Here is a 14,320-nt window from a genome sequence, read left to right as displayed (position 1 = left end):
AAATTGCGCACGATACGCCTTAATTGTACACATTCAGTTCGCGATAGCACCAACAACCTGTAATACTTCGTTTCGCGCCTGCTCAGGTTTCTCACTGTCAAGCCAGTGCACCCCCTCCCAACCGCGCAACCAGGTTACCTGGCGCTTTGCCAACTGCCTCGTGGCGCAAACACCTCTATAAACCATTTCATCGTATGAAATTTCGCCTTCAAGATATGACCACATCTGGCGGTATCCCACACAACGAATGGAAGGCAAGTCCGTATGCAAATCTCCACGGGCAAAGAGCGCCCGAACTTCTGCTTCAAATCCTGAAGCCAACATCTGATGAAAACGCTGCTCGATGCGTTGATGCAATAGCTCACGGCTCGCTGGGGCGATAGCAAACTGATGCACCTGGTACGGTAAAGCATCACCTGACGTTTGCGTCAGTTCCGTTAAAGTTTTACCCGAAATGAAAAAAACTTCCAGTGCCCGGGAAAGTCTTTGCGGATCATTTGGATGAATACGCGCAGCAGCAACCGGATCGATTGTCTGCAACTCCTGATGCAACGCATCCCACCCACGCTCAGCCGCCTGTTGCTCAATTCTGGCCCTGACTTGCGGGTCTGCCGACGGTAATGGCGAAAGACCTTCCAGCAATGCCTTGAAATACAACATCGTACCGCCCACTAACAGCGGAATACGCCCCGCCGCAGTGATCTCACTCATCTCCGTTAGCGCATCGCGGCGGAAATCCGCGGCTGAATACGCTTGCGACGGATCGCGAATATCCAGCAATCGGTGCGGGGCCGCTTTTAACTCTTCAGCGTCCGGCTTCGCCGTCCCGATATCCATCCCTTTGTAAATAAGGGCGGAATCGACGCTTATCAACTCTACTGGCAAAACTTTACGCAATTCAATCGCTAACGCTGTTTTTCCCGAGGCCGTTGGCCCCATCAAAAAAATTGCCTTTGGCAGGCTCGCCTTACTGATATCACTCATGTTTCAGGGCATTCATCGCCGTATGTAAATCAACAGGTTGCAACAGACCACCCGGCGGCGCCTTCACGAGCTGCGGACAAAGCCGCTCCACATCAGCTAACAGGGTAATGGCCTGAGCCATTGTCCACTGTGCATGCTCACTCATCAGATTACGCGCAATCCACTGCGCCAGATTGCCAGATTCACATGCTGGCTGCTGCGTCAGGTAGCCTATCAGTTCAGGAATCAAGATTTGTAAATTTTGTTGGCGTAAGGGTAAAGGCACCGCCCGAATGGTCACATGCTGGGCATCAGCCTGAAATTCAACCCCCAATTCCGCCAGCGCGCCCTGCGCGTTTTCCAGTGCGGCCTTTTCATCCGCAGAGACTTTTAGCCGTAGCGGAATCAACAACGGCTGGGCGCAGACCTGTCCCCCTTCCGGCGAAAGCTGCGCCTGACGCAACCAGCGCTCTGCGACGGGCAACGCCAACAGGTGAATGTTCCCCTCGCGTTCCAGCAGCGCGCAGTCGTTGCCAACGATAGTGAGTACGCGACCAAAGCTCTGACTGTGTCCCGCCAGTGCTGACACAGCAGATTCCGCCGCAGGCGATGTTGTCGCAGGTGTCGGCGTTTGCAGGAGCTGGCGATACACCTCGCCCTGCTGTTTCTGGTAGCCCGGTTGGGCATGCGGCCAGCTTGCCGCTGTCGGGCGCGGCGCGCTGCTGCCCGCTGACGGTGTGGAAGCGTAGCGCGGTGCCGTGGGTTCTCGCGCCTGCGCTGGCTCAGCAAAATGATTACGCCCGGCGGCCACGCGGTTTTCCGGAACGTGTCGGGGCGCGGGCTCACCTTCGGCCTCCAGCGGCAAGGGCGATTCAAGCTGCTGTTGCAGCACGCTCAGCACCCCCTGGTAGATAAAGTCATGCACCAGGCGCGACTGATGAAAACGCACTTCGTGCTTGGCCGGATGCACGTTGACATCCACCTGATGCGGGTCAATCTCGAGGTACAGCACAAACGCGGGCTGCTGATCGGCACCCAGCTTATCTTCACACGCCTGACGAATCGCGTGGTTGATCAGCCTGTCGCGCATCATCCGTCCGTTAACGTAGCAGTACTGAATTTCCGCCAGCGCCGTCGTGGTGTGATTGGGATCGGCAACCCAGCCGCGTAAGGTCAGATCGCCATGCTGCCACTCAATCGCCAGCGCGTGCTCAAGAAACGGCGTACCGCAAATGGCGCCCAGACGACGCTCTTGCGGCCCGTCTTTCGCCACCGCGCGGTACTGACGCACCATTTTGCCGTTGTGCGACAAGTTGATCGTCACATCAAAACGCGCCAGCGCAATGCGCCGGATGATCTCGTCAATATGGTTAAATTCGGTTTTCTCGGTGCGCATGAATTTGCGCCGGGCGGGGGTGTTATAGAACAGATCGAGCACTTCCAGCGTGGTCCCCACCGGATGCGCGGCCGGTTTGACCGTCACATCCATATCGCGCCCTTCGGCGTAGGCTTGCCAGGCTTCCTGCTGCTCTTCAGTGCGCGACGTAAGCGTCAGGCGAGACACCGAACTGATACTCGCCAGCGCTTCGCCGCGAAAACCGAGGCTGATGATCGCTTCCAGATCGTCAAGCGACGCGATTTTACTGGTGGCATGACGCGCCAGCGCCAGCGCCAGTTCGTCTTTCTTGATTCCGCAGCCGTTATCCCGGATACGGATCAGCTTCGCCCCACCGCGCTCGATATCAATATCGATCCGCGTCGCCCCGGCATCAAGGCTGTTTTCCACCAGCTCTTTGACTACCGATGCAGGTCGTTCAACCACCTCACCTGCGGCAATCTGGTTCGCCAGTTGTGGCGGTAACACCTGAATCGGCATGCAAATTCCTTAGTTGATCAACGACTCACCCGGCGTCGCGGCACTCGCGGTTTGCGCCGCATTACCCTGCGGAGCCGACTGCATCGGATGCGCCTGGAAGTAGTTACGCAGTCCTTTATAAATCGCGTCGGCCAGCTGCTGCTGATACGCATCGCTCGCCAACAGACGTTCTTCACTGTGATTACTGATAAAGCCGGTCTCCACCAGCACCGATGGAATATCCGGCGAGCGCAGAACGCCCAGGCTGGCATGCTCAGGACGCCGTTTGTGCAGTGACCCAATCCGTTCGAGCTGGCCTAACATGTTGGTTGCGACATCATACCCTACGCGTTGGGAATGGCCGAACTGCAAATCCAGCACCGCCTGGCTTAAGTACGGATCGGCCTGGCTGTTTGCCAGCACATCCCCCGCACCGCCCAATAGCTCCGACTGTTTTTCATGTTCTTCCAGCCAGTTCGCCATTTCGCTGTTGGCGCGCCGGTTCGACAGCACCCATACGGAGGCACCGGTGGCGCTTCGGTTGGGCGCGGCATCGGCGTGAATCGACACCAGGAAATTGGCGTTTTGCTTTCGCGCCACGTCGGAGCGCCCCATCACGGAGATAAAATAATCCCCGTCGCGGGTTAACACGCCTTTAAACATCGGATCGGCATTGAGCAGTGTGCGCAACTTACGGGCCACCGCGATAGTGACATTTTTCTCACGTGTGCCGCCGGGACCGATCGCGCCGGGATCCTGCCCACCGTGCCCGGCATCGATGGCGATCACCACTTTGTCACCACTGCTGGATGTCGCCCTGGCCGCAGGACGCGTCGCTGTATTGCTGCTGGTTACGGCGGTAGTCCGATCGTCACTGGCTTTAAACGGATTGCGCGCAGGTTCACTCGGACGCGGCGTCGCCACCACCGGCGTCTCCACGCGTTTAGCGACGACAGGCGCAGGTGGGGGCGGTGGAGGCGTATCGGCGTTAATGGTAAAGACCACCGTGTAATTTCCGCCATTCTGCCGTTTTACCGCCTCCGTCTTCCCGTTTTCGGTTAAATCCACCATCAGTCGTAGCGACTGCGGATCTTTCGCCGTACCGGAACGAATGGTCTTCACCAGGTTGTTACCGCTAAACATCAGCGGGAGCCCCTGAATGACCCCCGTCTGCTTAATATCCAGGGCAACGGTACGTTTGCCTTCATGGGAAAAGGCATAATCGGGATCGCCAATAAAGCTGAGCGTAATACGCGCTTGCCGATCGCCATTAGAGACCTGTATATCGGAGAGGCTGGCAGCCCCGGCCTGCGCGCACAGCAGAACCAGCATGGCCACCAACCCATTTCTGATGCGATAAATCATCCCGCCACCTTTAAGGTTAACCGGCCAAACGCGCCAGCAACGAATCACCTGATGAGGAGACAGCACTGATGCGCGCCTCACGACCTTGCGCCTGGTAATCTATGTGTATTTCGACATCCGGGTCCGGGAGTACACCTTTACCCTGTTGTGGCCATTCCACCAGGCAAATGGCATCGTTGGCAAAATAATCGCGGATCCCCATAAATTCGAGCTCCTCGGGATCGGCAAGACGATACAGATCGAAGTGATAGACCATCAGGTTATCGAGAGAATAGGGTTCGACCAGCGTATAGGTTGGACTTTTTACATTACCGGAATGGCCTAACGCCTGCAGGAATCCCCGACTGAAGGTGGTTTTACCCGCACCTAAATCACCGTAGAGATAGATAACTGTCGCGCCATCGCAGGCATTGGCTACCCGTTGTCCCAGGTCTAATGTTGCCTGTTCGTCAGGTAGCGGAATTACTCGATTCATCATGATAAACGTCAATCACATCAGGGTTAACAATACGCTGTAGCGTGGAAAAAAGATCGGTTGCCAACAAGCCGCGCATACCTGCGCGCGCCGCCAGAACATCTGCCGCCGCACCGTGGGCCACGCAGCCAGCACAGGCTGCATCATACGGGGTAAGCTTCTGTCCGAGCAATGCGCCAATAATACCGGAGAGCACATCGCCCATGCCGCCGCTGGCCATGCCCGCGTTCCCGACATCGACAATTCCCAATGCCTCCGGTTGTGCGGCAACCACCGTTCCTGCCCCTTTCAACACCGCAACGCCTCCGTAACGTTTTACCAGACGCTGTGCAGAATGTAAGCGATCGCTTTCAATTTCTGCGACAGAACACCCCAGTAACCGCGCGGCTTCTCCCGGATGCGGTGTGATGACGCGATTGTGACGTTTATCGGGGTTGATTGCCAGCAGGTTCAACGCATCCGCGTCCCAGAGCATCGGTTTACGAAAATTCTCGACTTTTTGCAGCGCTTTCTTGCCCCACTCCGCCTGCCCAAGCCCCGGACCAATAATGATGACATCCGCCCATTCGAGGCTTTCATCAAGGGATTGCGACGTCAGTTCATGCACCATCAGTTCGGGACGAGCGGTCAACAGCGGGGCGATATTCTCGCTGCGCGTCAGTACGCGCACCAGTCCCGCCCCGGCCCGCAGCGCCGCTTCGCCGGCCAGCCGAATCGCGCCCGCCGTACCGTGATCGCCGCCGATCACCACCAGCCGACCGTGATCGCCTTTATGCGACGTTGCACAGCGCGGAGAGAGCCAGTGCGCAAGTTGCGAGGCGTCGAAGCGTTGAATCGGCGCATCCTGTCCCGCCAGCCAGTCGTCCAGTCCCAGCGAATTAAAATGGACGCGCCCGGTGACATCACGGGCTTTCCCCGTCAACAGACCCGGTTTCAGGACGATAAAGGTGACCGTGCGTTCAGCCCTGATGACCGCACCGGGCGTTGCTCCCGTTTGGGCCAGCAACCCGGAAGGAATATCTATTGAGACAACAGGCGCAGGATGGGCATTTGCCCGTTCGATTAACGTCGACAGCGGTTCGCGCGGTGCCTGGGTTAACCCGGTTCCGAGCAGCGCATCAATAATCAGGTCGATGTTTTCTGGCCAGGCAATCGCCGGGGAATGAATAACGCCCCCTGCATTCAGCCAGGCTTCTCGCGCCTGAGCGGCCTCTTCGGGAAGCGGTTTATCGCTCTCCTGCGCTATTAAGGTGACCAGAATCCCGGCAGCCTTCGCCAGTCTCGCCACGACATAGCCATCGCCACCGTTATTTCCGTGACCGCAGAGCACCAACCAGCGCCGGGCATAAGGCCGAGACTCGCGCGCCACATCAAACACCGCTTCACCCGCCCGCAGCATCAATTCGAATAGCGTGAGTCCAAGCGTATCAGCGGCTTCTCGCTCCAGCCGTTTGATGTCATCGGCGGGCCAGATGGAGTGTGGTATACTGATGGGGTTTTTCTTCATTGTATGGTCCGTCATGTCAGAGCCCCTCGATCTCAATCAGTTAGCGCAAAAAATTAAGCAGTGGGGGCTGGAACTGGGCTTTCAGCAGGTCGGTATTACCGATACCGACCTGAGCGAGTCCGAACCCAAACTGCAGGCATGGCTGGACAAACAATACCACGGCGAAATGGACTGGATGGCGCGCCACGGCATGATGCGCGCGCGTCCCCATGAGCTGTTGCCCGGCACGCTTCGCGTCATCAGCGTGCGCATGAACTATCTTCCCGCCCACGCCGCGTTTGCCAGTACGCTGAAAAACCCAGCCCTGGGCTACATTAGTCGCTATGCCCTGGGCCGCGACTACCATAAGCTTTTACGTAATCGCCTCAAAAAGCTGGGCGAGAGGATTCAGCAGCATTGTGTCACGCTGAATTTTAGACCTTTTGTCGACTCTGCGCCCATACTTGAGCGCCCGTTGGCGGAAAAAGCCGGTCTTGGATGGACAGGTAAGCACTCACTTATCCTGAACCGCGAAGCGGGGTCGTTTTTCTTTCTCGGTGAGTTACTGATTGATTTGCCCCTGCCGGTTGACGCTCCCGTGGCGGAAGAATGCGGGAAATGCGTCGCCTGCATCACCACCTGCCCGACCGGTGCGATTGTCGCCCCTTATACGGTGGATGCGCGTCGCTGCATCTCTTACCTCACCATCGAACTGGAAGGCGCAATCCCTGAGTCGCTGCGGCCACTCATGGGCAACCGAATCTACGGTTGCGATGACTGCCAGTTGATCTGTCCATGGAACCGCTATTCACACCTGACCAGTGAAGACGACTTTAGCCCACGCAAGGCCCTTCATGCGCCCGAGTTGGTTGAGCTGTTCGCCTGGAGTGAGGCCACGTTTTTAAAAATGACCGAAGGATCAGCTATTCGTCGTATTGGTCATCTGCGCTGGCTGCGTAATATTGCAGTAGCCCTTGGCAATGCGCCCTGGAATGACGCCGCGCTTTCTGCGCTGGAAAGTCGTCGGGGTGAGCACTCACTTCTTGATGAGCATATCGAATGGGCAGTCGCGCAGCAGATCGCGAAGCGAAATGCCTGCGTGATTGACGTGCAATCACCGAAGCAAAGGCGACTGGTTAACGCGATCGAGAAGGGACTTCCGCGGGACGCCTGAATCTTCCACAGGCTGTGAATAAAAATAAAAACACATTGCTATTCAAGAACGAGAAAATCGTCAAGTGATCGCATTAACAATTTGCAATCTTATTTTTGAATGTGATTTCAGATAGTTATAGTAAAACTATTCACCTGGCGAAGTATCTGAATATCTCAAAGAAAAATCTTACGCTGTGGATAACTCTGTTCACAAGAGTGTGACAGATGCAAAACAAAATGACCCCAATACAAAAATGTACTGTGGTTGATTTTCTGGAGATAAGAATTTGGAGCGGGAAACGAGACTCGAACTCGCGACCCCGACCTTGGCAAGGTCGTGCTCTACCAACTGAGCTATTCCCGCTTGGGTGGTCCGTGCTATGAAGCACTTTCAAATTTTGGAGCGGGAAACGAGACTCGAACTCGCGACCCCGACCTTGGCAAGGTCGTGCTCTACCAACTGAGCTATTCCCGCATAATCTTCGTCTTTCGAACCGCTACGGCGTTGCTCGCCTTGTCGCAATTCGAAATCCTGCGATTGGGTGGTTCCGTGCTAAACAAGCACTTTCAAATTTTGGAGCGGGAAACGAGACTCGAACTCGCGACCCCGACCTTGGCAAGGTCGTGCTCTACCAACTGAGCTATTCCCGCAAATTTGTTGCTGTCGTAACGCGTAATTCTCTGTCGTTACGGGAGGCGCATTATACGAGAAATATTCCCGCCTGCAACCCCTCTAAAAGCGATTTTTTTGAAATCAGGTTCAAGTGATTAATTAATCGGCAGGCTGCACAATTTAGCGACAAAAACCCGACAGTGCAAGCCTGTCGGGTAGCAAACTTACAACTTTATAAAGTTCTCGCGGTAGTAAGCCAGTTCCGCCACCGACTCGCGGATATCGTCCATCGCCTTGTGCGTTCCTTCCTTGCTCAAACCATCCAGAATTTCCGGTTTCCAGCGACGCGCCAACTCTTTCAGCGTGCTCACATCCAGATAGCGGTAATGGAAATACGCTTCCAGTTCCGGCATGTACTTAAACAAAAAGCGGCGATCCTGCCCAATGCTGTTCCCGCAGATCGGTGACTTACCCGCCGGCACCCACGCTTTCAGAAATTCAAGCGTCGCCAGTTCCGCTTCGCGATCGCCCATCGTACTCGCCTTCACGCGCTCCACCAGCCCGCTGCCAGTATGGGTACGCACGTTCCAGTCATCCATCAGCGCCAGTTGTTCATCGGACTGATGGACAGCGATGGTTGGCCCTTCTGCCAGAATATTCAGGTTGGCATCGGTGACCAGCGTGGCGATTTCAATTATGCGATCGCGCTCGGGATCCAGACCGGTCATCTCAAGATCAATCCAAATCAGGTTGTTTTCATTGGCACTCATGCTATTTTCCACCCCTCATGCGTCACATTCAGTGTGACTACTCTCATCTAGAATTGTGTGTATCATAGATGTTTTGCCCAACATGGGCGACCAGGAGCCAGTACGATTGAGTAAAAATAAACTCTCCAAAGGCCAACAGCGCCGTGTGAACGCTAATCACCAGCGTCGCCTCAAAACGTCTAAGGAGAAGCCAGACTACGATGACAACCTGTTTGGCGAGACCGCTGAAGGTATCGTCATTAGCCGTTTTGGCATGCATGCCGACGTCGAATCTGCCGATGGTGAAATTCACCGCTGCAATATTCGTCGGACAATCCGCTCGCTGGTAACCGGCGACCGCGTGGTCTGGCGTCCCGGCAAAACGGCGGCGGAAGGCGTCAACGTCAAAGGCATCGTCGAGGCGGTACATGACCGTACCTCGGTACTGACGCGCCCGGACTTTTACGATGGCGTAAAACCCATTGCCGCCAACATCGACCAGATTGTCATTGTCTCCGCGATCTTACCGGAGCTGTCACTCAATATTATCGACAGGTATCTGGTGGCCTGCGAGACATTGCAGGTTGAACCGATCATCGTGCTCAACAAAATCGATCTGCTGGATGACGAAAGCCTGGCTTTTGTGAATGAGCAGATGGATATCTATCGTCATATCGGCTATCGCGTGCTGATGGTCTCCAGCCACACCCAGGATGGCCTGAAACCGTTGGAAGACGCGTTGACCGGGCGTATCAGCATCTTTGCTGGTCAGTCCGGCGTCGGCAAATCCAGCCTGCTTAACGCGTTGCTGGGGCTGCAGGAAGCCATTCTTACCAACGATGTTTCCGACAACTCCGGTCTGGGGCAGCACACCACCACCGCGGCCCGACTTTATCACTTCCCGCATGGCGGCGATGTCATTGATTCTCCTGGCGTGCGCGAGTTCGGTCTGTGGCACCTGGAACCGGAACAAATCACCCACGGCTTTGTCGAATTTCATGACTATCTGGGACGGTGTAAATATCGTGACTGTAAGCACGACGCAGACCCAGGCTGCGCCATCCGTGCCGCCGTCGAAGACGGGAAAATTGCGGAAACCCGTTTCGAAAATTATCACCGTATTCTTGAAAGTATGTCGCAGGTAAAAACGCGTAAAAACTTTTCTGATACCGATGACTGACAACTAAGCTAAGCATCGCTAGAATCGTCCCCCTTTTTCAGGATCCGGTGCGAACGCCGGATCAGGAACGATAAAACAATGGCCTGGAGGCTACCTTGTTAAACTCATTTAAACTTTCGCTACAATACATTCTGCCGAAACTATGGCTCACTCGCCTGGCGGGCTGGGGCGCGAGCAAACGAGCGGGATGGCTGACTAAACTGGTTATCGATCTGTTCGTGAAGTACTACAAGGTCGATATGAAAGAAGCGCAGAAGCCGGATACCGCCAGCTACCGCTCATTCAATGATTTCTTTGTCCGTCCACTGCGTGACGACGTTCGCCCGCTGAATACCGATCCAAACGTACTGGTCATGCCGGCTGACGGCGTTATCAGTCAGTTAGGCGCTATCGAAGAAGACAAGCTCCTGCAAGCCAAAGGCCACAACTACAGCCTGGAAGCCCTGCTGGCAGGCAACTACCTGATGGCGGATCTTTTCCGCAACGGGTCGTTTGTGACCACCTATCTGTCACCGCGCGACTACCACCGCGTGCATATGCCGTGCAACGGTATTCTGCGTGAGATGATCTATGTCCCGGGCGATTTGTTCTCGGTCAACCATCTGACCGCCCAGAACGTCCCGAACCTGTTTGCCCGTAATGAGCGTGTTATCTGCCTGTTCGATACTGAGTTTGGCCCAATGGCGCAAATTCTGGTCGGTGCTACGATTGTTGGCAGTATCGAAACCGTCTGGGCGGGAACCATCACGCCGCCGCGCGAAGGCGTAATCAAACGCTGGACCTGGCCTGCAGGCGAAAGCGAAGGTTCGGTTGCACTGCTGAAAGGTCAGGAAATGGGCCGCTTCAAGCTGGGTTCCACCGTGATCAACCTGTTCGCACCGGACAAAGTAAATCTGGTCGAGCAGCTTGAAAGCCTTTCCGTGACCAAAATTGGTCAGCCGCTGGCGATATCTACCGAAACGTTTGTGATGCCAGAAGCGGAACCTGCACCGTTACCGGAAGAAGAAATTAACGCCGGGCACGACGCCAGTCCGCAGGTCGACGATAAGAAAGACGAAACTTAATACATACATAGCATCATGCAAGAAGCATCAAGGCCGCTTAAATGATGACGTATAGAGGGAAGCTGCTGTGCGCCTGATTATAACGTTTCTGATGGCCTGGTGCCTCAGCCTGGGGGCGTACGCTGCAACCGCCCCCGACGCCAAACAAATCACCCAGGAACTGGAGCAGGCTAAATCTGCAAAGCCTGCCCAGCCCGATGTCGTCGAAGCCCTTCAGTCTGCATTGAACGCGCTTGAAGAACGTAAAGGTTCCCTCGAGCGCGTTCAGCAATATCAGCAGGTTATCGATAACTTCCCGAAAATGTCCGCCAGCCTGCGCGCGCAGTTAACCAACCTGCGCGATGAACCCCGCAGTGTTTCGCCGGGCATGACGACCGATGCGCTGAATCAGGAAATCCTTCAGGTCAGCAGTCAGTTGCTGGAAAAAAGCCGTCAGGCCCAGCAGGAGCAAGAGCGCGCCCGTGAGATTGCCGACTCGCTGAGCCAACTGCCTCAGCAGCAAACCGATGCCCGTCGACAGCTTAATGAGATTGAACGCCGCATCGGTACCGCCACCGGTAACACGCCACTCAACCAGGCGCAAAATTTCAGCATGCAGGCTGAATCCGCCCGTCTGAAAGCGTTGGTTGATGAGCTGGAGTTGGCGCAGCTTTCGGCCAATAATCGTCAGGAACTGGCGCGTATGCGCGCCGAACTGGCGGAAAAACAGAGCCAGCAACTGGATGCGTATTTACAGGCACTGCGCAATCAGCTCAATAACCAGCGCCAGCGTGAAGCCGAGCGGGCGCTGGAAAGCACCGAGCTACTGGCAGAGAACAGCGCTGATTTACCGCCGGACATTGTTGCCCAGTTCAAAGTGAACCGGGAACTGTCTGCCGCGCTGAATCAGCAGGCCCAGCGCATGGATCTCGTCGCCTCTCAGCAACGTCAGGCCGCCAGTCAGACTCAGCAGGTACGTCAGGCGTTAACGACACTGCGCGAACAGTCGCAGTGGTTAGGCTCGTCTAACCTGTTGGGCGAAGCATTACGCGCCCAGGTGGCGCGTCTGCCGGAAATGCCTAAACCCCAGCAACTGGATACCGAAATGGCGCAACTGCGCGTCCAGCGTCTGCGCTATGAAGACCAGCTCAACAAGCAGCCTCAGTTGCGCCAGCTCCATCAGGCGGACGGGCAACCGCTCACTGCGGAACAAAACCGTATTCTTGAAGCGCAACTGCGCACCCAACGTGAGCTGCTGAATTCGCTGTTACAGGGCGGCGACACGCTGATCCTCGAGCTGACTAAACTGAAAGTCTCCAATAGCCAGCTTGAAGATGCGCTAAAAGAGGTGAATGAAGCGACTCACCGCTATCTGTTCTGGACCTCTGACGTGCGCCCGATGTCTTTCTCGTGGCCGATAGATATCGTGCAGGATCTGCGTCGGCTGATTTCACTCGACACCGTCAGCCAGTTAGGCCAGGCCAGCATGATGATGCTGACCAGCAGAGAAACCCTGCTGCCGCTGTTTGGCGCGCTGATTCTGGTCGGTTTCAGCATTTACTCGCGTCGCCACTTCACCCGTTTTCTGGAACGTTCCGCCGCCAGAGTGGGCAAGGTGACGCAGGATCACTTCTGGCTCACCCTGCGTACCGTGTTCTGGTCAATACTGGTGGCCTCGCCGTTGCCGGTACTGTGGATGACGCTGGGGTACGGACTGCGCGAGGCCTGGCCGTATCCGCTGGCCGTTGCGATAGGCGATGGCGTCACGGCGACAGTGCCACTGCTGTGGGTCGTGATGATTTGTGCAGCGTTTGCCCGGTCAAATGGCCTGTTTATCGCCCACTTCGGTTGGCCGCGCGAACGCGTATTGCGCGCAATGCGTTATTACCTGATGAGCATCGGGCTTATCGTGCCGCTGATCATGGCGCTCATCATGTTCGATAACCTGAACGATCGGGAGTTCTCCGGTTCACTCGGTCGTCTGTGCTTTATTCTGATTTGCGGTGCGCTGGCGCTGGTCACTCTGAGCCTGAAAAAAGCCGGTATTCCGCTCTATCTCGATAAAGAGGGTAGCGGCGATAATATCGTGAACAGCATGTTGTGGAACCTGATGATTGGCGCACCGGTGGTCGCGATACTGGCGGCGGCCGTAGGTTATCTGGCGACATCGCAGGCGCTGCTGGCGCGACTGGAGACCTCCGTCGCCATCTGGTTCCTGCTGCTGGTGATTTACCACGTTATTCGCCGCTGGATGCTCATTCAGCGCCGCAGGCTGGCCTTTGACCGCGCCAAGCACCGTCGCGCAGAAATGCTGGCCCAGCGCGCGCGTGGCGAAGAGGAATCGGCCCATTCAACCAGCCTGGAAGGAACCATTGACGTTGACGAGAGCGAAGTCGACCTTGATGCCATCAGCGCCCAGTCGCTCCGTCTGGTACGCTCCATCCTGATGCTGATCGCCCTGCTGTCGGTCATTGTGCTGTGGTCGGAAATTCATTCCGCATTCGGCTTCCTCGAAAACATCTCACTGTGGGACGTCACCTCCACGGTACAGGGAGTCGAAAGCCTGGAACCGATTACGCTGGGTGCGGTGCTGATCGCGATTCTGGTGTTCATCATCACCACCCAACTGGTGCGTAATCTACCTGCGCTTCTCGAACTGGCGTTGCTGCAACACCTCGATCTCACGCCGGGTACCGGCTACGCCATCACGACCATCACCAAGTACCTGCTGATGCTGATTGGCGGTCTGGTGGGCTTCTCGATGATTGGGATTGAGTGGGCAAAACTGCAATGGCTGGTGGCGGCACTCGGTGTTGGTCTGGGCTTTGGCTTGCAGGAAATCTTCGCCAACTTTATCTCCGGCCTGATCATCCTGTTTGAAAAACCGATTCGTATTGGCGATACGGTGACCATTCGCGATCTGACCGGCAGCGTAACGAAGATCAATACCCGCGCAACCACCATCAGCGACTGGGACCGCAAAGAGATCATCGTGCCGAACAAAGCGTTTATCACCGAGCAGTTCATCAACTGGTCGCTGTCCGATTCCGTAACACGTGTGGTGCTGACGATTCCGGCGCCGTCCGATGTAAACAGCGAAGAGGTGACGCAGATCCTGCTGACCGCCGCACACCGCTGCTCACTGGTGATCGACAACCCGGCACCGGAAGTCTTCCTGGTCGATCTCCAGCAAGGGATCCAGATCTTCGAACTACGTATCTATGCCGCCGAGATGGGCCACCGTATGCCGCTGCGTCATGAAATCCACCAGTTGATTCTGGCGGGCTTCCGCGAGCACGGTATCGATATGCCGTTCCCACCGTTCCAGATGCGTCTGGAGAGTTTGAATGGCAGACAAACGGGGAAAACGCTCAGTTCTGCCGGCAGAAGAAGTCGTCCGGCGGGGAGTTTGTAAGCCTTCGTTGTGCCCGGGCGG

10 protein-coding genes and 3 tRNA genes are annotated in these 14,320 nt (G+C 56.0%); 4 read left to right on the top strand and 9 right to left on the bottom strand.

Annotated features, from left to right (window positions below; genetic code table 11):
* Positions 1-33: 33 nt before the first annotated feature.
* From miaA to nnr, 5 genes are read right to left on the bottom strand one after another with little or no spacing between them, the layout of a single operon-like run.
* The gene (gene miaA, locus F384_RS23995) at positions 34-984 is read right to left on the bottom strand and encodes a tRNA (adenosine(37)-N6)-dimethylallyltransferase MiaA (protein ID WP_046494396.1); all 951 of its coding nucleotides are present in this window, start codon (positions 982-984) and stop codon (positions 34-36) included.
* The gene (gene mutL, locus F384_RS23990; RefSeq protein ID WP_046494394.1) at positions 977-2,839 is read right to left on the bottom strand and encodes a DNA mismatch repair endonuclease MutL; all 1,863 of its coding nucleotides are present in this window, start codon (positions 2,837-2,839) and stop codon (positions 977-979) included. Before mutL ends, miaA begins: the two co-directional genes overlap by 8 nt.
* A 9-nt stretch (positions 2,840-2,848) precedes the next feature.
* On the bottom strand, positions 2,849-4,183 hold the full coding sequence (gene amiB, locus F384_RS23985) for an N-acetylmuramoyl-L-alanine amidase AmiB (protein ID WP_046494392.1): 1,335 nt from the start codon (positions 4,181-4,183) through the stop codon (positions 2,849-2,851).
* A 16-nt stretch (positions 4,184-4,199) separates the two neighbouring features.
* Positions 4,200-4,661: a tRNA (adenosine(37)-N6)-threonylcarbamoyltransferase complex ATPase subunit type 1 TsaE gene (gene tsaE / locus F384_RS23980; protein ID WP_046494391.1), complete on the bottom strand. Its 462-nt coding sequence runs from the start codon at positions 4,659-4,661 to the stop codon at positions 4,200-4,202.
* Entirely contained in the window at positions 4,633-6,180 is a 1,548-nt protein-coding gene (gene nnr / locus F384_RS23975; protein ID WP_080950021.1) for a bifunctional ADP-dependent NAD(P)H-hydrate dehydratase/NAD(P)H-hydrate epimerase, read from the bottom strand. The genes tsaE and nnr overlap by 29 nt, the downstream gene beginning before the upstream one ends.
* Between nnr and queG the strand changes: the two genes are divergently transcribed.
* Entirely contained in the window at positions 6,179-7,318 is a 1,140-nt protein-coding gene (gene queG / locus F384_RS23970; RefSeq protein ID WP_046498568.1) for a tRNA epoxyqueuosine(34) reductase QueG, read from the top strand. The two genes, nnr and queG, sit on opposite strands and share 2 nt — an antisense overlap.
* A 269-nt stretch (positions 7,319-7,587) precedes the next feature.
* Here the strand turns inward: queG and F384_RS23965 are convergent.
* The 4 genes from F384_RS23965 to orn all read right to left on the bottom strand — a co-directional run bounded on the left by F384_RS23965 (position 7,588) and on the right by orn (position 8,682).
* A tRNA-Gly gene (locus F384_RS23965) sits at positions 7,588-7,663 on the bottom strand.
* A gap of 35 nt (positions 7,664-7,698) precedes the next feature.
* A tRNA-Gly gene (locus tag F384_RS23960) sits at positions 7,699-7,774 on the bottom strand.
* A gap of 100 nt (positions 7,775-7,874) precedes the next feature.
* Positions 7,875-7,950 (bottom strand) — tRNA-Gly (locus F384_RS23955).
* A 186-nt stretch (positions 7,951-8,136) separates the two neighbouring features.
* Positions 8,137-8,682, bottom strand: coding sequence for an oligoribonuclease (gene orn, locus F384_RS23950; RefSeq protein ID WP_046494387.1), 546 nt, complete (start codon positions 8,680-8,682; stop codon positions 8,137-8,139).
* A gap of 106 nt (positions 8,683-8,788) precedes the next feature.
* Between orn and rsgA the strand changes: the two genes are divergently transcribed.
* The 3 genes from rsgA to mscM all read left to right on the top strand — a co-directional run bounded on the left by rsgA (position 8,789) and on the right by mscM (position 14,299).
* A complete protein-coding gene (gene rsgA, locus F384_RS23945) occupies positions 8,789-9,841 on the top strand; it encodes a small ribosomal subunit biogenesis GTPase RsgA (protein WP_046494385.1) in 1,053 nt (350 codons plus the stop codon).
* Between the two features lie 95 nt (positions 9,842-9,936).
* Complete coding sequence (gene asd, locus F384_RS23940) at positions 9,937-10,905, top strand: archaetidylserine decarboxylase (protein ID WP_046494382.1); 969 nt, start codon at positions 9,937-9,939, stop codon at positions 10,903-10,905.
* 67 nt (positions 10,906-10,972) lie between these two features.
* Positions 10,973-14,299, top strand: coding sequence for a miniconductance mechanosensitive channel MscM (gene mscM, locus F384_RS23935; protein ID WP_046494378.1), 3,327 nt, complete (start codon positions 10,973-10,975; stop codon positions 14,297-14,299).
* Positions 14,300-14,320 lie beyond the last annotated feature (21 nt).

Source organism: Citrobacter amalonaticus Y19 (assembly GCF_000981805.1).
GTDB lineage: Bacteria > Pseudomonadota > Gammaproteobacteria > Enterobacterales > Enterobacteriaceae > Citrobacter_A > Citrobacter_A amalonaticus_C.
Note: the sequence above shows the minus strand (reverse complement) of the source record. Positions and strands in the feature narration are given on the sequence as shown.

Coding starts and splice junctions, on each gene's coding strand:
- orn (WP_046494387.1), bottom strand. CDS start 8,682: ATGAGTGCCAATGAAAACAACCTGATTTGGATTGATCTTGAGATGACC.
- queG (WP_046498568.1), top strand. CDS start 6,179: ATGTCAGAGCCCCTCGATCTCAATCAGTTAGCGCAAAAAATTAAGCAG.
- nnr (WP_080950021.1), bottom strand. CDS start 6,180: ATGACGGACCATACAATGAAGAAAAACCCCATCAGTATACCACACTCC.
- mutL (WP_046494394.1), bottom strand. CDS start 2,839: ATGCCGATTCAGGTGTTACCGCCACAACTGGCGAACCAGATTGCCGCA.
- tsaE (WP_046494391.1), bottom strand. CDS start 4,661: ATGATGAATCGAGTAATTCCGCTACCTGACGAACAGGCAACATTAGAC.
- amiB (WP_046494392.1), bottom strand. CDS start 4,183: ATGATTTATCGCATCAGAAATGGGTTGGTGGCCATGCTGGTTCTGCTG.
- miaA (WP_046494396.1), bottom strand. CDS start 984: ATGAGTGATATCAGTAAGGCGAGCCTGCCAAAGGCAATTTTTTTGATG.